Source organism: Vibrio sp. PNB23_22_6 (genome assembly GCF_052877535.1).
In genome coordinates, this window is the sequence record NZ_JBNFXP010000003.1 from 82,225 (window position 1) to 107,117 (window position 24,893).

General features: G+C 47.4%; 24 protein-coding genes. All 24 read left to right on the plus strand.

Features of this window, described 5'->3' with window-relative positions:
- Positions 1 to 70 precede the first annotated feature (70 nt).
- The 24 genes from flaG (at position 71) to flhF (ending at position 24,892) form a co-directional block, all read left to right on the plus strand.
- Positions 71 to 505 carry a flagellar protein FlaG gene (gene flaG / locus ACVA54_RS03500; RefSeq protein WP_099079758.1) on the plus strand — a complete coding sequence of 145 codons (435 nt, stop codon included), beginning with the start codon at positions 71 to 73 and terminating at the stop codon, positions 503 to 505.
- Between the two features lie 20 nt (positions 506 to 525).
- Entirely contained in the window at positions 526 to 2,511 is a 1,986-nt protein-coding gene (gene fliD / locus ACVA54_RS03505; RefSeq protein ID WP_446649402.1) for a flagellar filament capping protein FliD, read from the plus strand.
- Between the two features lie 3 nt (positions 2,512 to 2,514).
- Entirely contained in the window at positions 2,515 to 2,820 is a 306-nt protein-coding gene (locus tag ACVA54_RS03510) for a flagellar protein FliT (RefSeq protein WP_119463449.1), read from the plus strand.
- 12 nt (positions 2,821 to 2,832) lie between these two features.
- Positions 2,833 to 3,243 (plus strand): flagellar export chaperone FliS, encoded by a 411-nt coding sequence (fliS, locus tag ACVA54_RS03515; RefSeq protein ID WP_099079761.1) that lies wholly within the window; start codon positions 2,833 to 2,835, stop codon positions 3,241 to 3,243.
- 270 nt (positions 3,244 to 3,513) lie between these two features.
- Positions 3,514 to 4,980 carry a sigma-54 dependent transcriptional regulator gene (locus tag ACVA54_RS03520; protein ID WP_446642929.1) on the plus strand — a complete coding sequence of 489 codons (1,467 nt, stop codon included), beginning with the start codon at positions 3,514 to 3,516 and terminating at the stop codon, positions 4,978 to 4,980.
- Positions 4,981 to 5,172: 192 nt separating this feature from the next.
- Complete coding sequence (locus tag ACVA54_RS03525) at positions 5,173 to 6,210, plus strand: sensor histidine kinase (RefSeq protein WP_099079763.1); 1,038 nt, start codon at positions 5,173 to 5,175, stop codon at positions 6,208 to 6,210.
- Positions 6,210 to 7,622, plus strand: coding sequence for a sigma-54-dependent transcriptional regulator (locus ACVA54_RS03530; protein WP_446579886.1), 1,413 nt, complete (start codon positions 6,210 to 6,212; stop codon positions 7,620 to 7,622). The genes ACVA54_RS03525 and ACVA54_RS03530 overlap by 1 nt, the downstream gene beginning before the upstream one ends.
- 125 nt (positions 7,623 to 7,747) lie before the next feature.
- Complete coding sequence (gene fliE / locus ACVA54_RS03535; RefSeq protein ID WP_099079765.1) at positions 7,748 to 8,059, plus strand: flagellar hook-basal body complex protein FliE; 312 nt, start codon at positions 7,748 to 7,750, stop codon at positions 8,057 to 8,059.
- Between the two features lie 14 nt (positions 8,060 to 8,073).
- Positions 8,074 to 9,816 (plus strand): flagellar basal-body MS-ring/collar protein FliF, encoded by a 1,743-nt coding sequence (fliF, locus tag ACVA54_RS03540; RefSeq protein WP_099079766.1) that lies wholly within the window; start codon positions 8,074 to 8,076, stop codon positions 9,814 to 9,816.
- Positions 9,809 to 10,864: a flagellar motor switch protein FliG gene (fliG, locus tag ACVA54_RS03545; RefSeq protein ID WP_099079767.1), complete on the plus strand. Its 1,056-nt coding sequence runs from the start codon at positions 9,809 to 9,811 to the stop codon at positions 10,862 to 10,864. Before fliF ends, fliG begins: the two co-directional genes overlap by 8 nt.
- 75 nt (positions 10,865 to 10,939) lie before the next feature.
- A complete protein-coding gene (gene fliH, locus ACVA54_RS03550) occupies positions 10,940 to 11,740 on the plus strand; it encodes a flagellar assembly protein FliH (protein WP_446649403.1) in 801 nt (266 codons plus the stop codon).
- 3 nt (positions 11,741 to 11,743) lie between these two features.
- Positions 11,744 to 13,063, plus strand: coding sequence for a flagellar protein export ATPase FliI (fliI, locus tag ACVA54_RS03555; RefSeq protein ID WP_446639890.1), 1,320 nt, complete (start codon positions 11,744 to 11,746; stop codon positions 13,061 to 13,063).
- Positions 13,064 to 13,069: 6 nt separating this feature from the next.
- Positions 13,070 to 13,513: a flagellar export protein FliJ gene (fliJ, locus tag ACVA54_RS03560; RefSeq protein WP_099079770.1), complete on the plus strand. Its 444-nt coding sequence runs from the start codon at positions 13,070 to 13,072 to the stop codon at positions 13,511 to 13,513.
- A 162-nt stretch (positions 13,514 to 13,675) separates the two neighbouring features.
- Complete coding sequence (locus tag ACVA54_RS03565; protein ID WP_446649404.1) at positions 13,676 to 15,388, plus strand: flagellar hook-length control protein FliK; 1,713 nt, start codon at positions 13,676 to 13,678, stop codon at positions 15,386 to 15,388.
- A gap of 66 nt (positions 15,389 to 15,454) precedes the next feature.
- Positions 15,455 to 15,955, plus strand: a complete 501-nt coding sequence (gene fliL / locus ACVA54_RS03570) for a flagellar basal body-associated protein FliL (protein WP_099079772.1) — start codon at positions 15,455 to 15,457, stop codon at positions 15,953 to 15,955.
- 7 nt (positions 15,956 to 15,962) lie between these two features.
- On the plus strand, positions 15,963 to 17,009 hold the full coding sequence (gene fliM / locus ACVA54_RS03575) for a flagellar motor switch protein FliM (RefSeq protein ID WP_099079773.1): 1,047 nt from the start codon (positions 15,963 to 15,965) through the stop codon (positions 17,007 to 17,009).
- 89 nt (positions 17,010 to 17,098) lie between these two features.
- Entirely contained in the window at positions 17,099 to 17,509 is a 411-nt protein-coding gene (gene fliN / locus ACVA54_RS03580) for a flagellar motor switch protein FliN (RefSeq protein ID WP_099079774.1), read from the plus strand.
- Between the two features lies 1 nt (position 17,510).
- Positions 17,511 to 17,924: a flagellar biosynthetic protein FliO gene (gene fliO / locus ACVA54_RS03585; RefSeq protein WP_099079775.1), complete on the plus strand. Its 414-nt coding sequence runs from the start codon at positions 17,511 to 17,513 to the stop codon at positions 17,922 to 17,924.
- Entirely contained in the window at positions 17,911 to 18,780 is an 870-nt protein-coding gene (gene fliP / locus ACVA54_RS03590) for a flagellar type III secretion system pore protein FliP (RefSeq protein WP_446631300.1), read from the plus strand. Before fliO ends, fliP begins: the two co-directional genes overlap by 14 nt.
- Positions 18,781 to 18,806: 26 nt before the next feature.
- On the plus strand, positions 18,807 to 19,076 hold the full coding sequence (gene fliQ / locus ACVA54_RS03595) for a flagellar biosynthesis protein FliQ (protein ID WP_099079777.1): 270 nt from the start codon (positions 18,807 to 18,809) through the stop codon (positions 19,074 to 19,076).
- An 8-nt stretch (positions 19,077 to 19,084) separates the two neighbouring features.
- Complete coding sequence (gene fliR, locus ACVA54_RS03600) at positions 19,085 to 19,867, plus strand: flagellar biosynthetic protein FliR (RefSeq protein WP_099079778.1); 783 nt, start codon at positions 19,085 to 19,087, stop codon at positions 19,865 to 19,867.
- A 9-nt stretch (positions 19,868 to 19,876) separates the two neighbouring features.
- Positions 19,877 to 21,007, plus strand: coding sequence for a flagellar biosynthesis protein FlhB (flhB, locus tag ACVA54_RS03605; RefSeq protein ID WP_119463441.1), 1,131 nt, complete (start codon positions 19,877 to 19,879; stop codon positions 21,005 to 21,007).
- 245 nt (positions 21,008 to 21,252) lie between these two features.
- Positions 21,253 to 23,352, plus strand: coding sequence for a flagellar biosynthesis protein FlhA (gene flhA / locus ACVA54_RS03610; RefSeq protein ID WP_446618993.1), 2,100 nt, complete (start codon positions 21,253 to 21,255; stop codon positions 23,350 to 23,352).
- A 28-nt stretch (positions 23,353 to 23,380) separates the two neighbouring features.
- Entirely contained in the window at positions 23,381 to 24,892 is a 1,512-nt protein-coding gene (gene flhF, locus ACVA54_RS03615) for a flagellar biosynthesis protein FlhF (RefSeq protein ID WP_446608554.1), read from the plus strand.
- Position 24,893 lies beyond the last annotated feature (1 nt).

Consider the following 24,893-nt stretch of genomic DNA (forward strand, 5'->3'; position numbering starts at 1 on the left):
CCTGCTTAGTGATTAATTCACCAAAGTGATAGACCTATTCGTTAGCCCATAAGGTGGAAGGGAGACTGTGATGGAAATATCCTCTTATGCATCGAACATCCAGCCTTACGCTACGCCGAATGGCACAAAAGTTGCAATTAAAAATGGCAATGGCATAGACACGCCTAGCACAGCAAATTCGAATGGCCATCTTTCGCCGGATAAAGCGAAGAGGGCCGCACATGATCTCTCTGTTCAAGCTGCATTAGAAATGGCGGGAAGTCGCCAAGAGCTGAACAGAGAAGAACGTGAAAAAATGGTCGCACAGATGAATGAATTTGTGAGTTCCATGAATAAAGGAGTCTCTTTTCGTGTGGATGAAGAATCTGGGCGAGACGTAGTGACGATTTACGAAGCCACAACGGGTGATGTGATACGTCAAATTCCTGATGAAGAAATGCTCGTGGTATTGCGTCGTCTAGCTGAGCACACAGCTAACAGCGGATTGTTAGTTGAAAAGGTGTAAGTCGTTTTTGAGGTGATTTGATGAGTTTAAGCCCTTTGGGGATGTCTGGTGGCATGGATATCAATTCCATGGTCAGCAAAATTGTGGATGCAGAGCGTGTACCAAAACAGCAAAGTATTAACAATGAGCGTACAAGTATTGACGCCAGCATCAGCGCTTATGGCAGACTCAGAGAATCGTTAGATACGATGAAAAGTCTCATGATGAATTTTCGTCAGGAGAAAGCCTTCGCCGCTCGCACGGTAGAGACTACAAATGACAACATCGTATCCGCCACTGCAACTACTGATGCTATCGCTGGTAAGTATGCTATCGATGTGTTGCAGCTTGCACAGAGCCACAAAGTCGCTTCTGACGTTTTGCCAGAAGACGCAAAGTTTGGACCTGGTAAGCTGCAGATTTCTCTTGGCGATGACGCCTTCGACGTTAATGTCCGCTCTAGCTATAAGCTCGTCGAGGTCGTGCGTGGAATTAACAGTGCCAAAGATAACCCTGGTGTTCGTGCTTCCCTAATTAACGATGTAGAAGGGCCGCGCCTGATCCTTACTTCAAACCTGCCAGGCAAGGACAACCAACTTAAAGTCAGTGTCGATGCCGAAGTTGGTAATCCTCTGAAACGTTTCGAATACAAGACACTGGAAGACCGCGTGAATGCGCTTGAAGAAGCTCGTGAAGCGGCAGAAGCAGTGTTAGGGCCTCTCAAAGAACCAGAACAACCAACCGATGCAGACGGCAATTCTATACCTCCTGAAGAACAAAAAGCGGCAGAGAATGCACAAGATGATGTAACGGATGAACCGATCTCTGCAGCCGGTGCCGCCGCGGCAAAAGCGGGGCAAGAAGCCATCGACAAAGCCAATCAACGCGCAAGCATGCGTTCACAAGACAGCATCCCGGGGTGGACCGAAACGGCATCAGGCACATTGCTTGATTCTTATCGCCCACCAGAGTTAGAACTGGATGAAGCGGCGATTGCTAAAGCGCCAGATGTGCCAGGTTGGAACAATACCGCATCTGGTACATTGACCGATTCTTACGTTACCACGAAAGAAGCTCAACAGCAGCTCGTACAAGAAAAAGCAGAAATCGAGCAGAAAATTGCCGCTGAAAAGCAACAGCTGGATCAAAAGGTTGAGCGCGGTGAGTTAACCGAAGAACAAGCCAAAGAGATTCATCGTTCCAAGCTAAAACCAGAAGAACGTGAACGCTTAGAAAAAATCGATGTCGCAGAAGCAAAAATTGCACAAGCACAGAAATCATTTGAAGCTTATTCAGGCATGACGCAAGTTCAAGCAGGTCAGGATTCTCTGGTGATGCTAGATGGTATTGCCCAGCTTTCTAGCCACAACAACGTGATTGAAAATGCGATTGAAGGGGTGAACTTAACTCTGAAAGGCAAATCCGAAGTTGGTAAGCCGCCATCAGAAATTGGGGTGGAATATGATCGCCAAAGTGTGCGAAGCGATATTGAAACTTTCGTTGCAGCTTACAACAACTTCTATCAGACTTCGAAAGCCTTAGTGAGTGTCGATCCGACAACGGGTCAGCGAGGCCCGTTGGCTGGGGACAGTACGGTCCGCAGTGCTGATGCAAGGTTGAAGTCGGTATTCTCCACCGCGATCGATAAAGCGCCGGAAAATTTAAAGTCATTGACGGAGTTTGGTATCACCACCACACGTCAGGGCACGCTTGAAATCAACTATGACATGCTGGATCGCCAGTTGAATAACAACTTTAACGAGCTTGAGAAGTTTTTCGGTGGTAATTCCGGCTTTGCAAAACAAGTGGAAGAAGCCATTCATGGTATTACGGGCATCACCGGTAGTATCCGCACTCGAGAAAAGAGCCTAACCGAGCTGAACTACCGGCTGAATGATGACCAAGCGGCATTGGATCGCCGTATGGAAGGTTTAGAAAAACGCACCCATGCTAAGTTTGCCGCTATGCAAGATGCCACTGGCAAAATGCAAGGCCAGATCGGGGCATTGATGAACGTGCTGGGTTAATAGATGCAAAATGAACTTAGAGAAATTGCTGACATCGATCAACTAATTACGCAAGAGCTAGAAAAAGTTGACTTTAATGCTGAAGAAATTCTTCGTTTGGTCGATATCAGAGAATGCTTATTACAAGACCTGTTAGTAATGGTTCAGAGCAACCCATTAGAGAAGCAGGGACTCGAGTGGCAAGACTTGCTGACTCGCACTAAAAAAATTGTTGAGCAGATGCAATCGGAAACCTCAAATGTCGGTAAAGAGCTTTATAAGTTCCGTTATGGTCAACGTTCGCTTCAGCAGTACAAAAAATTTATTTAAAAGAGGAATACTATGCGCGGTTCTTTGCAAGCATACAAAAAGGTATCAGTCGACAGCCAGCTGAGTGCGGCTTCTCCGCACAAAGTCATCCAAATGCTGATGGCAGGTGCGATTGAACGCCTTATTCAAGGCAAAGCGGCAATGCTGGCTGGTAACATTCCAGCAAAAGGCGAGCGCCTTGGTAAAGCCTTGGATATTATTATTTCTCTTCGTAGCTGTCTTTCAATGCAAGATGGTGGCGAGATTGCATCTAACTTGGACGCACTTTATGAGTTTATGATCACGCAGATTTCTGCGGCGAACCATAAAAATGACCCTCAACCCATTGATGATGTCATTGATATCATTCGTGAAATTAAATCAGCTTGGGATCAAATTCCGGCGGAATACCACAACTTGACCGCCGCTGAGGTGGGTATTTAGCCATCTCGAATAAAGCGTTGTTTTTGACGGATGGCAAAGTCATGTAGTGAATAAAGTTACAACCAAGCTCACACCTCGATATTGCTTGGTTGCCTTATTTTTTTATTCAAATAAAATAGAAATCATTAATGGCCCTAATGGCTTTTTTTTGTTGCTAATTTCCCTATTTATCTATCGTTAATTGAGCGCAGTCCCTCCTTTCTGTTTATCAATTACGCAAATCAAGGTTTGGCCGCAACGTACCTGATACAAAGGCAATCATTCTTACTTATGCAAGGTTTGGCAAAGCTGCTTATCATTGATGACGATGTTCAGAATCGTTTAGCAATAAGCAATATATTGGAATTTGTTGGAGAAAGTTGCGAAGCTGTTAGCTCGGAGCAGTTAGGCGAACTCGATTGGTCTGGTGTTTGGGCTGGTTGTATTGTTAGCAATATTTCTGCTGGTTGGGCTTCGACAACATTAATGTCCTACCTCAAACAAGCGCACCATATTCCACTTCTTGTCATGGACTCTTTCTCCTTCCCCGTCGATGACTTACCAAACTTTGTTGGTGAATTAGAGCAACCTCTTAACTACCCGCAACTGAGCGAAGCATTACGTCACTGTAAGGACTTCCTTGGCCGCAAAGGGGAGAGTCGGGTTGCTTGCACGCGCAAGAATACCCTTTTCCGTAGCCTTGTCGGTCAAAGCCGCAGCATTCAAGAAGTCCGTCATTTGATTGAACAGGTGTCAGGGACTGATGCGAGTGTATTGATCTTAGGTGAGTCTGGCACGGGTAAAGAAGTGGTTGCACGTAACATTCATTACCATTCTAAGTATCGTAATGGTCCGTTTGTTCCAATTAACTGTGGTGCGATTCCGGCAGAGCTATTAGAAAGTGAGCTGTTTGGCCATGAGAAAGGGGCCTTTACTGGGGCGTTAACTTCTCGTAAAGGGCGTTTTGAACTCGCTGAAGGCGGCACTATTTTCTTAGATGAGATTGGCGACATGCCAATGCCTATGCAAGTCAAATTGCTGCGTGTACTGCAAGAGCGATGCTTTGAGCGCGTTGGTGGTAATACGACGATTAAAGTCAATGTTCGTGTTGTGGCCGCGACGCACCGTAATCTAGAAAACATGATCGAAGACGGTATATTTAGAGAAGATCTCTTCTACCGCCTTAATGTTTTTCCAATTGAGATGCCAGCGCTGAAAGAGCGTAAGCAAGACATTCCGTTATTACTCCAGGAGCTGATGACTCGTCTGGAAGCGGAAGGCGGTCAACCAATATGTTTTACACCTCGTGCAATCAACTCTTTAATGGAACACCATTGGCCGGGTAATGTGCGCGAGCTTGCTAATCTGGTTGAGCGTATGGTTATCTTGTACCCAAATAGTTTAGTAGATGTGAATCACCTGCCCACCAAATATCGTTACAGTGATATTCCGGAATTCCAACCAGAAAGTAACCCGTTTATTTCAGTTGAAGAGCAAGAGCGTGATGTCTTCCAAGATATTTTTTCTGAAAACTTCAGTTTTGACGATCAGAATGATCTTGACCACAACGTGAATGCGCCTCAAGGTTTACCGCCAGAAGGGGTGAACTTGAAAGAGTTATTGGCCGATCTAGAAGTGAACATGATCAGCCAAGCGCTAGAAGCACAAGGTGGTGTGGTAGCAAGAGCCGCTGACATGTTGGGCATGCGACGCACAACGTTGGTTGAGAAAATGCGCAAATATAATCTGCAGCGCTAGTGCTCTCATTTCTATTTCAAGCCCGCCAATTAAGCGGGCTTTGTCATTTTTACTGACAATAAAAGGACGCTTTTCTTAGTGTCAACTTCTTGTCTGTACCCTAACTCTATGATAAATATTAAAAATAGCTTGGTACGCTAATTGCTTGCCAAGCTGTTTGTTTTTTAATGGCGACATTTCGATAGGCAGTTAATGGACAATAACACCAACCAATCCCATTTAGATTCAGTAGAGAGTCAAGTAGAGCGTTACAAGCAAGTCTTGGATGTGATGCCTGCTGGTGTGATTTTGCTTGATACGCATGGTGTTGTGCGTGAAGCGAATCCAGAAGCGCATCGAATTCTTGAGATTCCACTGGTCAACGAGAAATGGTTCACCATTATTCAAGCGGCTTTTGATCCGCGTGAGGATGACGGCCACGAAGTTTCACTGCGCAATGGTCGCAAAGTGCGTTTGGCGATATCCGCGTCGACAACGGGCCAGCTTATCCTCATCACGGATTTAACGGAAACGCGTCTATTGCAAGCACGAGTCAGTGACTTGCAACGTTTGTCCTCATTGGGGCGTATGGTGGCATCATTGGCTCACCAAGTAAGAACGCCACTATCGAGTGCAATGCTTTATGCCTCTAATTTAGGCGCGCCAAATCTTCCACCGACAACAAAAGATCGATTTCAAAGCAAATTAATGGATCGACTGCACGATTTGGAAAAGCAGGTGAATGATATGCTGCTTTTTGCCAAAGGTGGTGATAATAAAGTCATTAAACCATTTAACATTGCCCAGCTTGTGGCGGAATATCAGCCAATGGTAGAAGCCGCGCTGAAGAACAACCACATCGATTACTGCCTAGAAGTTGAAGAAGAGCAAACTGAATTGTTGGGCAACGCCAACGCCATTGCTTCAGCGCTGAGTAACTTAGTGATGAACGCGATTCAGATGTCTGGCAAAGAATCTCAAATTGATGTCTTTTTCCGTCCGGTAAATGATGAGTTGCGTATTTCTGTACAAGACAGTGGCCCGGGCGTACCAAAAGAACTGCAAGCCAAAATTATGGAGCCATTTTTTACCACCCGTTCTCAAGGTACTGGATTGGGACTCGCTGTGGTTCAAATGGTCTGCCGTGCCCATGACGGTCGATTGGAACTTATTTCAGAGCAGGGCGATGGAGCCTGCTTTACCATGTGCATTCCGCTAGAGCGAGTGCAAGCAGATACTGGAGAATCATAATGGCGCAAAGCAAAGTGCTGATCGTAGAAGACGATGAAGGTCTTCGTGAAGCCCTAGTGGATACTCTGGCTCTGGCAGGGTATGAGTGGTTAGAAGCGGATTGTGCCGAAGACGCTTTGGTGAAACTGAAGTCGAACACGGTGGACATCGTCGTTTCTGATGTACAAATGGCAGGGATGGGCGGCTTAGCGCTGTTACGTAATATCAAACAGAATTGGCCAAATCTGCCCGTGTTGCTGATGACGGCATACGCCAATATCGAAGATGCGGTTTCGGCCATGAAAGAAGGTGCGATTGATTACATGGCGAAACCATTTGCACCAGAAGTGTTGCTGAACATGGTAAGCCGTTATGCACCAATTAAGAGTGACGATAATGGTGATGCCATCGTGGCCGATGAAAAAAGCCTGCGCTTGCTTGCTCTGGCAGATAAAGTCGCACGTACTGATGCTAACGTGATGATCTTGGGACCGAGCGGCTCGGGTAAAGAGGTAATGTCGCGTTATATCCACAACGCTTCTAACCGTAAAGGTGGCCCGTTCGTTGCCATCAACTGTGCTGCGATTCCTGACAACATGTTGGAAGCGACCTTATTTGGTTATGAAAAAGGGGCATTTACTGGCGCGGTACAAGCGTGTCCGGGTAAATTTGAGCAAGCTCAGGGCGGCACGATCTTGTTGGATGAAATCAGTGAAATGGATCTTAGCCTACAAGCGAAGCTTCTACGCGTATTGCAAGAACGTGAAGTGGAGCGCCTTGGTAGTCGCAAGAGCATCAAACTGGATGTACGCGTGTTAGCGACCAGTAACCGCGATCTTAAGCAATATGTCTCGCAAGGTAATTTCCGAGAGGACTTGTACTATCGTCTGAATGTTTTCCCAATCTCATGGCCAGCGTTGTGTGAGCGTAAAGGCGACATCACGCCGCTTGCCAAACATCTCGCTGAGCGTCATTGCAGCAAGATGGGAATGCCAGTACCTCAGTTCTCAGCGATTGCGTTAGATAAGCTGCTGCAATACACATGGCCGGGTAACGTCCGTGAACTGGATAACGTGGTTCAGCGTGCATTGATTTTAAGTGAAAACGGTGACATTGATGCAGAACACATTTTGCTAGAAGGTGTAGATTGGCAAGACGCAAACAGCCTGCAATACGTTGTACAGAATGCTGAGACACTGGTGCCTGATGTCAAACCCGTGGCAATGGTGGAGTCATCAGTTAGCCGTGTTGCAGCGGGCAGTGAAGGGCTTGGTGGTGAACTGCGTGATCAAGAGTACGCCATCATTCTTGAAACGCTGATCGAATGTAATGGCCGTCGCAAAGAGATGGCGGAGAAGCTAGGGATCAGTCCGCGAACACTGCGTTATAAACTGGCCAAAATGCGTGACGCCGGTATCGATATTCCAGCGTAGTAGCCACACGCATAGCCATAAGACAAAAGTGTGGGTACACTATAACACTATTGTCTTATGGCACAGTAATTGCTGTGTCAAAATTAGGTTTTATTTATAGTCAAACATTTGGCTTAGAGGTGATAATGAAAGTTGATGGTATTCAAGCAGAAATGCGCGCCATGATGGTAGATGCGGCGAGTACCGCTCCTACTGCAACCGGTGCAAAAGTTGGCGAAGATTTTGGTGATCTCCTAACTAAAGCTATCAATAACGTTAACTCACTGCAAAAATCATCGGGCGATCTCCAAACGCGCTTTGACCGAGGCGATGCCGATGTTTCCCTGTCTGATGTGATGATCGCACGTAACAAATCTAGTGTTGCTTTCGAAGCCACTGTTCAAATCCGCAATAAGCTCGTCGAGGCCTACAAAGACCTCATGAACATGCCGGTGTAATTTAGGTAATAAGAGTGGCAGACAAGTCTACAGATTTAACCGTCACCGGTGGTGGCTCTGACGGTACATTGATTGCGAATTCCGATCTGGATATGGAAAGCCAAAATCCAGATCTTGAAGAACGCAGTGCATCAAAATTTGATATGGCCGTGGGTGATCTCGACTTACTTCGACAAGTCGTACTCGTGTTGTCTATCTCTATTTGTGTTGCATTAATCGTGATGTTGTTCTTCTGGGTTAAAGAGCCTGAAATGCGCCCTCTTGGCGTATACGAGACCGAAGAACTGATCCCCGTGCTAGATTATCTCGATCAGCAAAAAATCAACTACAAGCTTGACGGTAATAATGTGTCAGTTGAGTCGAGTGAATACAACTCGATCAAGCTTGGCATGGTGCGCGCAGGCGTCAATAAAGCGACCGAAGCGGGCGATGACATTCTGCTACAAGACATGGGCTTTGGCGTGTCGCAGCGCCTGGAGCAAGAGCGACTTAAGCTGAGTCGTGAGCGACAACTTGCTCAGGCCATCGAAGAGATGAAACAAGTGCGGAAAGCGCGAGTGTTACTGGCTTTGCCAAAACACAGTGTTTTCGTACGTCACAACCAAGAAGCATCGGCGTCGGTATTCTTAACCTTGTCTACAGGGGCAAACCTAAAGCAACAAGAAGTGGATTCGATTGTTGATATGGTGGCCAGTGCCGTCCCGGGCATGAAGACATCACGTATCACCGTGACAGATCAACACGGCCGTTTGCTTAGCTCAGGTTCGCAAGATCCTGCTTCTGCCGCTCGTCGTAAAGAGCAAGAGCTAGAACGCAGCCAAGAACAGGCGCTACGTGAAAAAATTGATTCCGTTCTTTTGCCTATTCTTGGTTTTGGTAACTACACTGCGCAAGTCGATATTCAGATGGATTTCAGTGCGGTAGAGCAAACGCGTAAGCGCTTCGATCCAAATACACCAGCAACGCGAAGTGAATACGCGCTAGAAGATTACAACAACGGCAATATGGTTGCGGGCATCCCTGGCGCGTTGAGCAACCAACCGCCTGCGGATGCATCGATTCCACAAGATGTGGCACAGATGAAAGATGGCTCGGTTTTGGGGCAAGGCTCGGTGCGTAAAGAATCCACACGCAATTTTGAACTCGATACCACCATTAGCCATGAACGCAAACAGACGGGAACCGTGGCGCGCCAAACCGTATCTGTTGCGATAAAAGAGCATCGTCAAGTGAACCCTGATACGGGGGAAGTGACGCATACAGCAATGTCAGAGTCTGAAATTAATGCGATTCGTCAGGTGCTTATTGGTGCGGTTGGCTTTGATCAAACCCGTGGCGATTTGCTTAACGTATTGAGTGTGAAATTTGCTGAACCTGAAATGGAGCAGATGATCGACCCACCAATTTGGGAGCACCCGAACTTCAATGACTGGGTTCGCTGGTTTGCGAGTGCGTTGGTGATCATCGTCGTCGTTCTTGTTCTGGTTCGTCCGGCGCTGAAAAAACTGCTTAACCCAGCAAGTGGCGATGAAGACGAAATCTACGGGCCAGATGGTCTGCCAATTGGTGCGAATGGTGAAACCAGCTTAATTGGTAGTGACATTGAAAGTAGTGAATTGTTTGAATTTGGCTCAAGCATTGATCTGCCGAACCTTCATAAAGATGAAGATGTATTGAAAGCGGTGCGAGCGCTTGTTGCCAATGAGCCTGAACTTGCCGCACAAGTAGTGAAAAACTGGATGAATGACAATGGCTAACGATATCGTAGCGCAAAATGATAACGGCGTGGGTCTGCCGGTAGACTTTGATGCATCAACCATTACGGGAGACGAGAAAGCGGCGATTTTGCTATTGAGTCTGAATGAGCAAGATGCGGCAGGTATCATACGCCATCTAGAGCCCAAACAGGTTCAGCGTGTGGGTAGCGCAATGGCAAAGGCGAAAGATCTTAGCCAAGACAAAGTTTCGGCGGTGCATCGTGCATTTTTGGAAGACATCCAGAAATACACTAACATTGGTATGGGCAGCGAAGACTTTATGCGTAATACACTTATCGCAGCCCTAGGTGAAGACAAAGCAAATAACTTAGTTGACCAAATTCTATTGGGTACCGGTTCCAAAGGCCTAGACTCATTAAAATGGATGGACCCACGTCAAGTGGCGAGCATCATTGTTAACGAACACCCGCAAATTCAGACCATTGTCTTGTCCTATTTGGAGGCCGACCAGTCGGCAGAAATCCTTTCTCAGTTTCCGGAGCGTGTGCGTCTGGATTTGATGATGCGTATTGCCAACCTAGAAGAAGTTCAGCCATCTGCTCTAGCAGAGCTGAACGAAATCATGGAAAAACAGTTTGCTGGTCAAGCGGGGGCTCAAGCGGCTAAGATTGGCGGCCTGAAGGCAGCAGCAGAAATTATGAATTACCTAGACAACAACGTCGAAGGTATCTTGATGGATCAAATCCGCGATCAAGACGAAGACATGGCGACACAAATTCAAGATTTGATGTTTGTCTTCGATAACTTGATCGAAGTGGACGATCAGGGTATTCAGAAGTTGCTGCGTGACGTGCCACAAGACATTCTACAACGTGCACTTAAAGGTGCGGATGAATCACTACGTGAGAAAGTCTTGAGGAACATGTCTAAGCGTGCTGCTGAGATGATGCGCGACGATATCGAAGCGATGCCACCAGTTCGTGTGGCCGATGTAGAAGCGGCTCAGAAAGAAATTCTAGCCATTGCTCGTCGTATGGCAGACGCTGGCGACCTCATGTTGTCTGGCGGCGCAGACGAATTCTTATAATCCTCCTTAGCGCTTTTCATTGTATTGAAGAGCGCTGATTTCCCTCTGTTATAACAAGCAAACGGTAGACTAATCATGGTTGGCGATAGAAAACGTGGATTTATCCGTCCTGATGAAGATGATGCGATGATCGAACCGCAACGCTGGGGTTTGCCAGATTACGGTGAGCCAAAAGCGAAACAAGCCAAAGAAACTGCGTTTAACTACGACCCTGGTTGGGTGCCGAATTTCGATGAACCGGAAGAAGAACAACCTCTTGAACTCACGGAAGAGCAAATCGAACTGATTAAGCAAGGCGCTTATCAAGAAGGCTTATATCAAGGGCAAGAAGCGGGGTTCAAGCAGGGATACGACAAAGGCAAAGAAGAAGGCATACAGGCCGGTCACGCTGAAGGTTTAGATCAGGGTAAGGCAGAAGGAGTAACAGCGGGGCAAGAGTATATCCAGCAGCAAGTAGATACATTTTTGCATCTTGCTAACCAGTTTGCACAACCTTTGGAGCTGATGAATGCTCAGGTAGAAAAGCAACTGGTGGACATGGTGCTCTGTCTCGTTAAAGAAGTCGTGCATGTCGAAGTGCAGACCAACCCTCAGATTATTCTCGATACGGTGAAGCAATCGGTCGAAGCGTTGCCAATCTCTGGCCACCCAATTACGCTGCATTTAAATCCAGATGATGTTGCGATTATCCGTTCGGCTTATGGTCAAGAAGAGCTTGATTGTCGTAACTGGACATTGGTTGCAGAGCCAGCACTGAATCGTGGCGATTTACAAATTTCGGCCGGTGAATCGAGTATTAACTATCGCATGGAAGAGCGCGTGAAAAGCGTGCTAAACAGCTTCTGTGGCGCAAACCGCCATCAAGGGAGCGAGTAACCGATGCAAGCCTTAGCCGACCGTTTAAAAAACTACAAAGTAGAAGGCTTAACCACGCGTCCCGTTGCGTCTGGCAAGCTAGTGCGTGTAGTCGGCTTGACGCTAGAGGCGACGGGCTGTCGCGCACCGATTGGCAGTTTGTGTTTAGTTGAAACTATGTCCGGTCATATGGAAGCGGAAGTGGTGGGCTTTTCCGGTGATAACCTATTCTTGATGCCGAGTGAACAGATCACGGGCATTCTCCCAGGTGCAAAAGTGACACCTTTGACCAGCGAAGCGGGATTGCCCGTTGGGATGGAACTGCTTGGCCGCGTCATTGATGGTGTAGGGAATCCACTCGATGGCCTCGGCCCCATCTACACTGAGCATCGCGCGTCTTTTAACGCAGACCCGATAAATCCGTTGTCGCGTAAACCGATTTCTGAACCTTTGGATGTGGGGTTAAAAGCGATCAACGGTTTGCTCACGGTGGGTAAAGGCCAGCGTATCGGCCTTTTTGCCGGCTCTGGTGTGGGTAAATCGGTCACATTAGGCATGATGACTCGAGGCACTACCGCGCAGGTGGTCGTGGTGGGCTTGATTGGTGAACGTGGACGAGAAGTTAAAGAGTTCATTGAAGATATTTTGGGTGAAGATGGACGTCGTCGTTCCGTTGTTGTCGCCGCACCAGCAGATGCTTCCCCTTTGATGCGTTTAAAAGGTTGCCAGACAGCACTGACCATCGCTGAGTATTTCCGTGACCAAGGCTTAGATGTTTTATTATTGATGGATTCACTCACCCGCTTTGCTCAAGCGCAACGTGAAATTGCCTTATCAGTGGGTGAACCGCCTGCAACGAAAGGTTATCCGCCATCGGTATTTGCTAAGTTACCAGCGCTGGTGGAGCGTGCGGGTAACGGCAGTCCAGAGCAAGGCTCGATCACGGCATTTTTCACCGTACTAACCGAGGGTGACGATCTTCAGGACCCGATTGCGGATGCATCCCGCGCGATTCTCGACGGTCACATCGTGTTGTCGCGTGAAATGGCTGATGCAGGTCATTACCCCGCGATTGATGTTGAAAAGTCGGTCAGTCGTGTTATGCCGCAAATCACCACAGAAGAGCACGTGTTAATGTCGAAAGCGGTGCGTCAGGTATTGTCGATTTGTCGTAAAAACCAAGATTTGGTCTCGATTGGAGCCTATAAGCCAGGTGCTGATCCGGCTATCGACAGTGCATTTACGTTAAAACCGAGGTTAGACGATTACTTGCAACAGCGCATGAAAGAATCGGTGCCATACGACATGTGTGTCAACATGCTAAAAAGCATTTTGGGTGGGTAATAGCGTATGGAAAACGCCATGGAGTTTCTGCTTGAGCAGTCGAAAGAACGAGAAGACCAAGCGGTATTAGCCCTTAACAAAGCGCGAACCGAACTAGAGGATTACTACCGTCAAGTTGAGCAGATCGAAAAATACCGCCTTGATTACTGCCATCAATTGGTTGACCGAGGAATGGCGGGATTAACGGCAAGCCAATATGGTCATTTAAATCGGTTTCTTACTCAGTTAGATGAAACACTTTCTAAGCAGAAACAAGCCGAAAGCCATTTCAAAAACCAAGTCCAAAACTGTCAAGACTATTGGTTGAATATGCGTAAAGAGCGCATGTCTTACGAATGGATGATAGAAAAGCGCGCCAAAGAGAAGCAGCAAGCCGAAGCAAAAAAAGAGCAAAAGCAGATGGATGAATTCTCGACGCTGCTCTATAGTCGCCAAAAAATCCAGTTTTAATCCCATTGCTCTGGCCTGAGCACACCATGATTAGTGGCGGTCGTCAGAAAAGTCACGCTTCACATTGGCGTGATTTTTGCTTTTTTACCTCATAAACTCAATCTTGCCACTGATGCGGAATTCGACAGTGCAACGTAACACGCTCACGACGAGAGCTTCTATATGAATGTGAATTTGCCAAATATTTCAGCGACCAATAAGGCTTCGACAGTTGAGTCGGCTACCATGGCGGCGACAGACAACCCGGCAAACAACGGTTTTTTGGAAACTTTAGCCGGGGCGTTTACGGATTCGCAACAAACAGAAAAGCCTGCTGAACTAGAAAGCGAGAGCCAAGAAAAAGTCACGACGGATGAGTTATTGACTCAAGGGGAAGTGAAGGCCACGTCGGCTGAAGACTCACTTGAAGAAGCGGTTGTTTCCAATTCACCAACCAGCATGAAACCGGTCACCGAAACCGACATTGCCTCTGTGAAGGGGCACGAGGTTGAAAGCGCGATGGATGAAGGTCAGCAGTTATTGGGGCGAATCCAAACGGCCAACCAAACATTGAATTCGAATAGCACTTCGTTAGAAGGCGGCAAAGGATTGCCTGGGCAAGTTGATGCAATCGCCAACGGCATTTCTGCCGCTCAGTCTGGTAACGAAGAACAAGCATTGAACCAGCATCCAGTCACCGAATTGCCCGTTCAGACAGATGTTAAGGCGCAAGATGTTCAGCAGGGTATTGCAGGTTCTGAAAATGAGGCATCTTCAGCCAAGTCGGTTGACCTAGGTGAAGGGGTTAGTGAAACAAAAGCTAACGTGACAGCCCATATTGATTGGAATTCATCAAGTACACAAGCTGCACAGACCCAAGCAATGACGGAAGCGGGCGCTGTGACACGTATCTCTTTAGATACGCTAGAAGTCATTGATAATAAATTAGCTCAAGGCCAGCCGCTTTCTCAGCAGGAGCTTGAAGTGATTGATGGTTTGCGATCGGGCTTGGTCGTCGCGGATATACCAGAGCAAGATTTGGCACAGCTTGTTGCCTTGCCTAGTGACGGAAAAGTGGCGCTGTCTGAGCAGCATGCAGCTCAAGTGAACACGGCACGACAAGGGGTTTCAATGTCGATGGCACAGCAGGCTAACCATTCAGAAGTGAAGCCAACGGCAGCGCAAGTCCCACTCAATTCAGATAAAGTAGCGGTGTCATCTACACCGGATGCGCTACTGACCGCAAATACGAATCCTACGGCTCAGGCTAATGCTGAATTAAGCAAGACGGTGATGAATGCCGGTTTAACGGCGAGCGCACTTAAAGCCGCTGTGAATAAGCAAGATAAGAATGAGCCACAACATGGTTTTGCTGGGCAAATTCAAGCGGCAGCGAGCCATCAAGGTGTGAATGCGACTCAACAAGCTCGCATTGATGCGGCGCAGCAAGCACAGCTCCCATTACAGTTGACCAAAGAGTTGGCCAATGAACAAATGGCGGAAAAAGTGCAGATGATGATGTCAAAGAATTTGAAAAATCTCGATATCCGTCTTGATCCGCCGGAACTTGGGCGTATGCAGATCCGCATGACCATGAATAATGATTTGGCTAACGTGCACTTTACGGTGACAAACCCTCAAGCTCGCGAGATCATTGAACAAACCATGCCACGTCTGAGAGAAATGCTTGCTCAGCAGGGGATGCAGTTAGCAGAGTCTTCCGTTCAGCAGCAAAGCAGTGGTCAGCAACAAGAACGACATACGACGTCTGAGCAGAACGGTCAGGGGGCATTAAGTCGAGAGCTTTCGCAAACGTCAGATGAAAACGTTGATGGTGATGTGAATCTTGATTTGAATGTGGCGTCAAAGCGTGATGGAATTAGTTTCTACGCATAGAATAGCAGCCTGAAATGATAATAAATAACCTCAACCTAGGTTAAGTAGTAAGAAAAAGAGGCAGGAATGGCAGAAGAACAGCGACAAGGAGCCGACGCTCCTAAAGGAAAAAGTAAGCTATTGATCATCATTATCGCAGTGGTCGTATTGCTTGTTGGCGGTGGTGCAGCGGCATTCTTTTTCATGGGTTCTGACGAGCTAGCGCAAAGAGAATATGCCCAGCAAGCACAAGCTGCAACGGCAGCTGCCCCCATTGCTTATGTGAATATTCCACAGCCCTTTATTTTCAATGTGACGGGTGACCGTCGTGATAGACTAGTGCAAATCCAAGCACAGCTAATGGTGCGTGGTAGTGAGAATGAGCAGCTTGCTCGTTACCACTCTCCTCTTATCGAAAGTTCATTGCTGTCAACCTTTGCCTCGGCCACTGTTGAGCAACTACGCTCTCCTTCTGGCCGTGTTGAGCTGCGTGACCGTGCGTCTGACGACATTAAAGCGGCGCTGAACGTGGCCGTAGGCAAGCCAGTCATTGAAAAAGTGCTGTTTACAGATTTTGTAATTCAATAGGTATAACGTGACCGATCTATTAAGCCAAGACGAGATTGATGCGCTGCTACACGGGGTTGATGATGTTGATGACATTGACGACTCCATAGATAACGACATCGAAGGTGCTGTCAGTTTCGATTTCTCGTCTCAAGACAGGATTGTACGTGGCCGCATGCCAACGCTCGAACTTATTAACGAGCGTTTTGCACGACATTTGCGTATTAGCCTGTTTAACATGTTACGCAAAACGGCTGAAGTGTCGATTAACGGCGTACAGATGATGAAATTTGGTGAATACCAAAACACCCTATACGTTCCAACGAGTTTGAACATGGTGCGTTTCCGTCCGCTTAAAGGCACGACGTTAATCACCATGGAAGCGCGTTTGGTTTTTATTCTGGTAGAGAACTTCTTTGGGGGCGATGGCCGATTCCACGCCAAGATTGAAGGGCGTGAATTTACCCCAACCGAACGACGCATTATTCAGTTACTGCTGAAGATTGTTTTTGAAGATTATAAAGAAGCGTGGTCTCCAGTAATGGGGGTTGAGTTCGAGTACTTAGATTCAGAAGTGAACCCAAGTATGGCAAACATCGTGAGCCCGACAGAGGTGATCGTTGTGAGTTCGTTCCATATTGAAGTGGATGGCGGCGGCGGCGACTTCCACGTGGTGATGCCGTACTCAATGGTGGAACCCATCCGTGAACTGCTTGATGCGGGTGTACAGTCGGACAAGATGGAAACCGATGTGCGCTGGAGCTCAGCACTGCGTGAAGAAATCATGGATTGCCCAGTAAACTTCCGTGTGAATTTGCTAGAGAAAAACATCTCTCTTCGTGATTTGATGGAGTTGCAACCGGGCGATGTGATCCCGATTGAGATGCCTGAACACGCAACCATGTTCATTGAGGATTTACCGACATACCGAGTGAAAATGGGTCGCTCTGAAGACAAAATGGCAGTACAGATTTCTCAAGAAATCGAACGCCCGAATGTAGTAAAAACCGATTTAGCGTTTTTGAATAAAGACATCATGTCTGAACTTGAGAACGACGACGATACTGACGACTAAAAATACTTTACTGAAGTTACGCGCCTCCGGGTTCAATGGTTTGAAACTGGACTATAACGGCGCGAATAGGTTTAACACAGGACATTAAAATGGAACTAAGTGACGATCAAAAGCTTGCAGACGAATGGGCAGCCGCTCTTGGCGAAGACCCGTCAGCGCCTTCTATTAACGTAGATGAAGTATTGGCAGCGCCACTGGAAGAGTTAAAAGATACCTCAAGTCCAATCACTGATGATGAGCGTCGTAAACTCGACACCATTATGGATATCCCAGTAACCATCTCTATGGAAGTGGGCCGTTCACAAATTAGCATTCGTAACTTACTGCAATTGAACCAAGGTTCAGTCGTGGAGTTAGATCGTTTAGCGGGTGAATCATTGGACGTATTGGTTAACGGCACGTTGATCGCGCACGGCGAAGTGGTTGTCGTCAACGATAAATTTGGTATTCGTCTAACCGACGTGATCAGCCAAACTGAACGCATCAAAAAGTTGCGTTAATATGAGCCGTTCAATTAAACCGAGATTGAAGCAAATCACAGGAGCACTGAGCTTAATGCTAAGTGCTCCTTATGCATTTGCGGCCGCACCAAGTAATCTAGATCTCGCGACGACTCTTGGCTCATTAGTACTGGTGATTGGTGTGATCTTATTGCTGGCTTGGCTGCTTAAACGCATGCAAGTACCGACAATGGGACAGCAAAAAGGTTTGCGTATTGTCAGTCAATTGCCTGTGGGTACTAAAGAACGTATTGCGGTTGTCCAAGTGGGCGAGGAGCAGTTTTTGGTGGGGATTACCAGTCAATCTATCCAAACCCTAGCTAAGCTTGAAACGCCACTAAAAGAGGAAGCGTTAGCAAGCAGCGCTTTCGCCAGTCACTTTAGTCAACTGATAAAAAAACATGATCAAGGATAATTCGATCCGCCGGCTTTTCACCAGCTTGATACTGCTGGTAGGCATGCTGCTGTCATCTCTTTCGTTTGCTCAGGCAGAAGAACCGACGTTGCCTTCAAACTTGGCAGCAGGTGATAGTGTGACTGTACAGGCAATGCAGAGTGACAAAGGCGCAAGCCGTTCGATGTCTGTCAGCAATGGTAGTGGTATCCCAGCCTTTACCATGACCACCAATCCAGATGGCAGTGAAGATTATTCGGTGACGCTACAGATCTTAGCGTTAATGACCATGCTGGGTTTCTTGCCTGCGATGGTGATTTTGATGACTTCGTTCACGCGCATCGTCGTGGTGATGTCGATTTTACGTCAGGCGATGGGTCTGCAGCAAACGCCGTCAAATCAGGTGATCATTGGCATTGCACTTTTCTTGACTTTTTTCGTCATGTCACCGGTTCTAAACGAGATAAATGAGCAAGCGGTTCAGCCGTACTTAAATGAGCAAGTGACGGCACGCCAGGCTTTTGATGCAGCACAAGCGCCGATGAAAGCGTTCATGCTGAAACAAACGCGTATTAAAGATTTGGAAACCTTTGTCAATATGTCGGGCGAGCAGGTGAGCAACCCAGAAGATGTGTCGATGGCAGTGCTGATCCCGGCCTTTATTACTTCTGAGTTGAAAACCGCGTTTCAGATTGGCTTTATGCTATTTCTGCCATTTTTAATCATCGACTTAGTGGTCGCTTCAGTATTGATGGCAATGGGTATGATGATGCTGTCTCCGATGATCGTATCGCTACCATTTAAACTCATGCTGTTTGTACTAGTGGATGGTTGGAATCTAATATTGTCGACACTCGCCGGCAGTTTTGCCCTTTAGATGGCACAGAGAGAAGAGGGTAGGACATGACTCCTGAAATGTTTGTCGATCTTTTCCGTGAGGCACTGTGGATGGTGCTTATCATGGTTTGTGCCATTATTATCCCAAGTTTGCTTATTGGTCTTATTGTGGCCGTATTTCAAGCGGCGACCTCTATTAATGAACAAACGCTGAGCTTTTTACCGCGTTTGATCGTGACCTTACTCGCGTTGATGCTGTTTGGCCATATGATGACGCAAATGATGATGGACTACTTCTATGGCTTGATTGAGCGTCTGCCTCAAGTGCTGTACTAGGGGCGATAATGGAGTATCCAACCGGGGTTGTCTTAGACTGGATCGCCAACTATTTCTGGCCTTATGCGCGCATCTCCGCGATGTTGATGGTGATGACGGTAACCGGAGCGCGTTTTGTCTCGCCTCGAATTCGCCTCTATCTTGGTCTTGCGATCACGTTTGCCGTGATGCCTGCCATTCCTGCTGTTCCACAAGATATTGAATTGCTCTCGTTTCGTGGCTTTATGACCATCGCCGAGCAAATTATCATTGGTGTTGCCATGGGAATGGTGACGCAGTTCATGATCCAAACTTTTGTATTGCTAGGCCAAATCCTCGGTATGCAGTCAAGTATCGGTTTTGCGTCAATGGTTGATCCTGCGAATGGTCAAAGTACGCCGGTACTGGGCCAGTTGTTTATGTTCCTAGCCACCATGTTCTTCCTAGCGACCGATGGGCACCTTAAGATGCTGCAATTGGTGGTGTTCAGTTTTAAAACCCTACCAATAGGCTCTGGTTCGTTAAATTCGGTCGATTTTCGTGAAATGGCGGGGTGGTTAGGCATCATGTTTAAAACGGCATTGAGTATGTCGTTGTCGGGTATTATTGCGCTACTGACCATTAACTTGTCATTTGGTGTCATGACCCGTGCAGCTCCTCAGTTGAACATCTTTTCGCTCGGTTTTGCATTTGCTCTGATGGTGGGTTTATTACTTTGTTGGTACATTCTGGCTGGTTTATACAGTCATTATGAAATGTTTTGGTCAGTGGGTGAGGCGCAGATTTGCCGGCTCATTCGCTTAGATTGTTAGGAGGCTGGTTTGGCAGAGTCAGACGGTCAGGAACGCACCGAAGAAGCCACACCCAGACGGTTACAACAGGCAAGAGAGAAGGGGCAAGTTGCTCGCTCAAAAGAGCTCGCATCCGCATCAGTATTGATTGTAGGGGCTGTCGCGTTAATGTGGTTTGGCGAGTCACTAGCACGCGCGTTGTTCTCTATCATGAGCCGTCTATTTGATCTGCAAAGGGATGAGATATTCGATACCTATAAGCTGTTCGATATTGCTGGTGGCGCGTTGCTTGACTTGTTATTTCCGTTATTCTTAATTCTTGTCACTTTGTTTGTCGCTGCTATTGTTGGTGCGGCAGGGTTAGGTGGGATCAGCTTTTCAGTCGAAGCGGCGATGCCTAAATTGTCGAAGATGAATCCTCTCAGTGGATTAAAGCGTATGGTAGGCATGCAGAGTTGGGTTGAACTTGTAAAGTCAATTTTAAAAGTGGCACTGGTCACTGGCGTGGCCATTTACCTGATCCAAGCATCGCAGGCCGATTTATTTCAGCTTAGTATGGATGTGTACCCACAAAACATCTTTCACGCCCTCGATATTCTGCTTAACTTCATTTTGCTGATCAGCTGTTCGCTATTGATTGTCGTCGCGATCGATATTCCCTTTCAGATCTGGCAACACGCTGATCAGTTAAAGATGACCAAGCAAGAGATCAAAGATGAATACAAGGAAACCGAAGGTAAGCCGGAGGTGAAAGGTCGTATTCGTATGTTGCAAAGAGAAGCCGCTCAGCGTCGCATGATGGCCGACGTCCCGCAAGCCGACGTTATCGTCACCAACCCTGAGCACTTCTCAGTGGCGTTACGCTATAAACAGAAAACCGATCGCGCGCCCGTCGTCATTGCCAAAGGGACCGACCACATGGCAATGAAGATTCGAGAGGTAGCACGGGAACATGACATCACGATTGTCCCTGCTCCTCCATTGGCTCGTGCGCTTTATTACACCACAGATCTCGAACAGCAAATTCCCGATGGGCTATTCACCGCCGTCGCGCAAGTATTAGCGTTTGTTTTTCAGCTTAAACAATATCGTAAACGGGGTGGTCAGCGACCAAAAATCCAGGACTATGAATTTCCCATTCCTCCTGAGCACCGTCACTAATGAACGCGACGACGATGACAGTGGTTCCGAGCGAAAAAAAATGTATAAGCTCATAGGGTTGAGGGGTATTTGAGTGATTAGTCATTATTTTGGCGTTGAATGTGGTACACAGATTGCTTAAACAACAGGAATCAATAACAATAGCTAAATTTGACTAAAGCCGTTGCGTAGTATTTATGCCAGCATGTAGAAAGATCATCAGCATGTTGAAAGACGCTTCCTGACCGATTGAGACACCCCGCAGTATGAAGTTAAGCCTGCCATTTGCAGATAAATTACCAAAAATTCCTCAGCGCTCCATGCCGGCGATTGGTGCGCCTGTTATGGTTTTGGCCACCCTTGCGATGGTGGTTCTGCCTATACCTGCATTTCTGCTCGATCTGTTTTTCACCTTCAACATCGCACTCGCCATGGTCGTGTTGTTGGTCACGGTTTACACTCGTCGTCCGCTCGACTTTGCGGCTTTCCCGACTGTCCTTCTGATCGCGACATTGTTGCGTCTGGCGCTAAACGTGGCGTCGACACGTGTGGTATTACTTCACGGTCATGAAGGGGGCAACGCTGCGGGTAACGTTATTGAAGCGTTTGGTAGCGTCGTTATTGGCGGTAACTACGCTGTCGGTCTGGTGGTGTTCCTTATCTTGATGATCATTAACTTCATGGTCGTTACCAAAGGTGCGGGTCGTATTTCTGAGGTAAGTGCTCGCTTTACCTTGGACGCCTTACCGGGTAAGCAGATGGCGATCGACGCGGATTTGAACGCTGGTTTGATCGACCAAGAGCAAGCGCGTTTACGTCGTTTTGAAGTGACTAAAGAAGCAGACTTTTACGGCTCCATGGATGGTGCGTCCAAATTCGTAAAAGGTGACGCTATCGCCGGTATCTTGATCCTGTTTATTAACATCATCGGTGGCTTGTCTATCGGTATGGTTCAATATGGTTTGGGTTTTTCTGAAGCGATGCAAATCTACACCTTGTTGACCATCGGTGACGGTTTGGTGGCACAAATCCCATCATTATTGCTCTCTATTGCTGCGGCAATGATGGTAACGCGCCAAAATACTGATGAAGACATGGGTGAACAGCTGGTTTTCCAGATGTTCGACAACCCGAAAGCGCTAATGATCACCGCCATTATTCTTGGTGTAATGGGCATCGTACCGGGCATGCCACATTTTTCTTTCTTATCGCTCGCTGCCGTTGCGGGTGGCGCTGCTTATTGGTTAGACAAAAAACGGAAGCAGAGAGCAAAAGAGCCGGCACTGCCCGCTAAGGCAGAAGATGGCAGTGAGCCGATTTCTCAACGTGAACTCTCATGGGATGATGTTCAACCGGTTGATATTATCGGCCTAGAAGTGGGTTATCGTTTGATTCCTTTGGTGGATCGAGATCAAGGTGGCGAATTGCTTGAGCGCGTAAAAGGTGTGCGTAAAAAACTGTCGCAAGACTTTGGTTTCCTGATCCCAGCTGTTCATATTCGTGACAACCTAGAACTTACACCAAACAGTTATCGAATCACCTTGATGGGGGTGGCAGTGGGTGAGGCGGAAATCCGCCCAGACCAAGAGCTTGCGATTAATCCAGGCCAGGTGTACGGGATGATTGAAGGTGAGCCAACCATAGACCCTGCGTTTGGACTCGAAGCCGTTTGGATTCGTGAGGAGCAGCGTGAGCATGCGCAGGCACTGGGTTATACCGTCGTGGACTCTTCTACGGTATTGGCCACTCATTTGAGCCAGTTACTGACCAATAATGCTTCCCAATTACTAGGTCATGAAGAAGTACAAAATCTAATGGAAATGTTAGGCCGTAGTGCGCCAAAACTGGTGGAGAGCTTCATTCCTGATCAGTTGCCTCTTGGTGTGGTCGTTAAAGTACTACAGAATTTGCTTAACGAAGCGATCCCAATTCGCGATATTCGAACTATCGTGCAGACGTTGGCTGAATATTCAAGCAAGAGTCAAGAAGCTGACATTCTCACCGCTGCGGCGCGTATCAGTTTGAAACGCTTAATTGTTCAGGAAATCAATGGTATAGAGCCTGAGTTACCAGTGATTACGCTTATCCCTGAGCTGGAACAAATATTGCATCAAACTATGCAGGCATCAGGGGGGGAGTCCGCGGGGATTGAGCCGGGACTGGCAGAGCGACTTCAGTCCTCTCTGAGCCAAGCAACACAGGAACAAGAATTGAGAGGTGAACCTGCTGTTCTGCTAACCTCTGGTGTATTGCGTTCCACACTGGCGAAGTTTGTTAAGAACACAATACCTAACCTCCGCGTACTGTCTTATCAAGAAATACCGGACGAAAAACAGATCAGAATTGTGCAAGCCGTGGGCAATTAGCTCCGTGCATTATTAATGGATTAATAGTTTGAAAATAAAACGATTTTTTGCCAAAGACATGCGAGCCGCGTTACTTCAAGTGAAAGAAGAACTCGGCGCGGACGCAGTGATCATGTCGAACAAGAAGGTGGCAGGTGGAGTAGAGATCGTTGCCGCGATTGATGGCGAGTCGAATGCTTCTCCCTCTGCAAGCGCACCATTACTATCAAGCCGCACCACCGTTCAGCCGAATCGTTATAGTGAACATCGCCAGATGTCTTCATCCGTCGCCGACCGTTTCCAACATCGTCGTTTGGATGAAGACAAAATCAGCCTAAATGCAAACAATGAAAAATCAGGCTCGATGACGCAACGCTTCGCGAACATGCTCAAGCAATATAGCAGCGGCGCATCAGACTCTGACGAGCATGTTGCTGAAAACGAAGATTCGCTATCGGCGCTGTTACAACGCCAAAACAAGCACCGTGAAAGTTATGACCAAGAAAAGCCTGCACCGTATCAGGCAGACTCTCCTTTGGCAAAACTGATTGCTCAAGACAGTCGTTTTGAACGCCCAACCCCAAAGTTGGATCCAACGCGATATGACCGTCGTCGACCTACGGAAGATCGCGATGAGGCGGCGAGTGAGCTTGAGAACATGCGTGAAGAGATGACCTCGATTCGTCGCCTTCTTGAGCACCAAGTGTCGGGTTTGATGTGGCAAGAAGTCGAACGCCGTGAACCGCTGAGAGCGATGTTGATCAAACGCCTAGAGAGAATGGGCGTGTCTCCTGAGCTTGCTGATCAAATGGCGTGTTACATTCCAGAAGACACCAAACCGGCGCGAGCGTGGAAGGCTCTACTTTCTCTCGTGGCGGATCAAATCAATATTCCAAAGCAAGATATCCTTAAGCGTGGCGGAGTGGTTGCACTGCTCGGCCCTACGGGAGTGGGCAAAACCACCACCGTCGCTAAGCTTGCTGCGCGTGCTGCGATGGAATACGGTGCCGACAATGTCGCTTTGGTGACAACGGACACTTATCGTATCGGTGCACATGAGCAGCTCTCCATTTACGGAAGAATTATGGGATGTCCTGTAAGAGTTGCTAAAGATTCTAACGAGTTAGCCGATGTTATATATCAGCTAAGGAATAGAAGACTAATTTTGGTTGATACAGCCGGCATGGGGCAGCGAGATGTCAGACTCTCTGAGCAACTCGATACCCTGATGCAAGAGAGTGGTGAAGTGATTCATAGCTACCTTGTATTACCCGCTACTGCTCAACGTCGAGTGTTGCAAGAAACTCTGGACCATTTCCGACGCATTCCATTGTCGGGCTGTATTTTGACTAAGCTCGATGAGTCATTGAGCTTAGGTGAATTCATCAGTGTAGTGATTCAGAATGCAATACCAGTGGCTTATATTGCCAATGGTCAACGCGTGCCAGAAGACATTGTGATAGCACAACCAAAATACATGATCGCGAAAGCAAATGAACTGTTAGAGAAGTCGACAGAGAACGAACCTCACTTTTGGAACAGTGACAATGAAGAACTCTAGG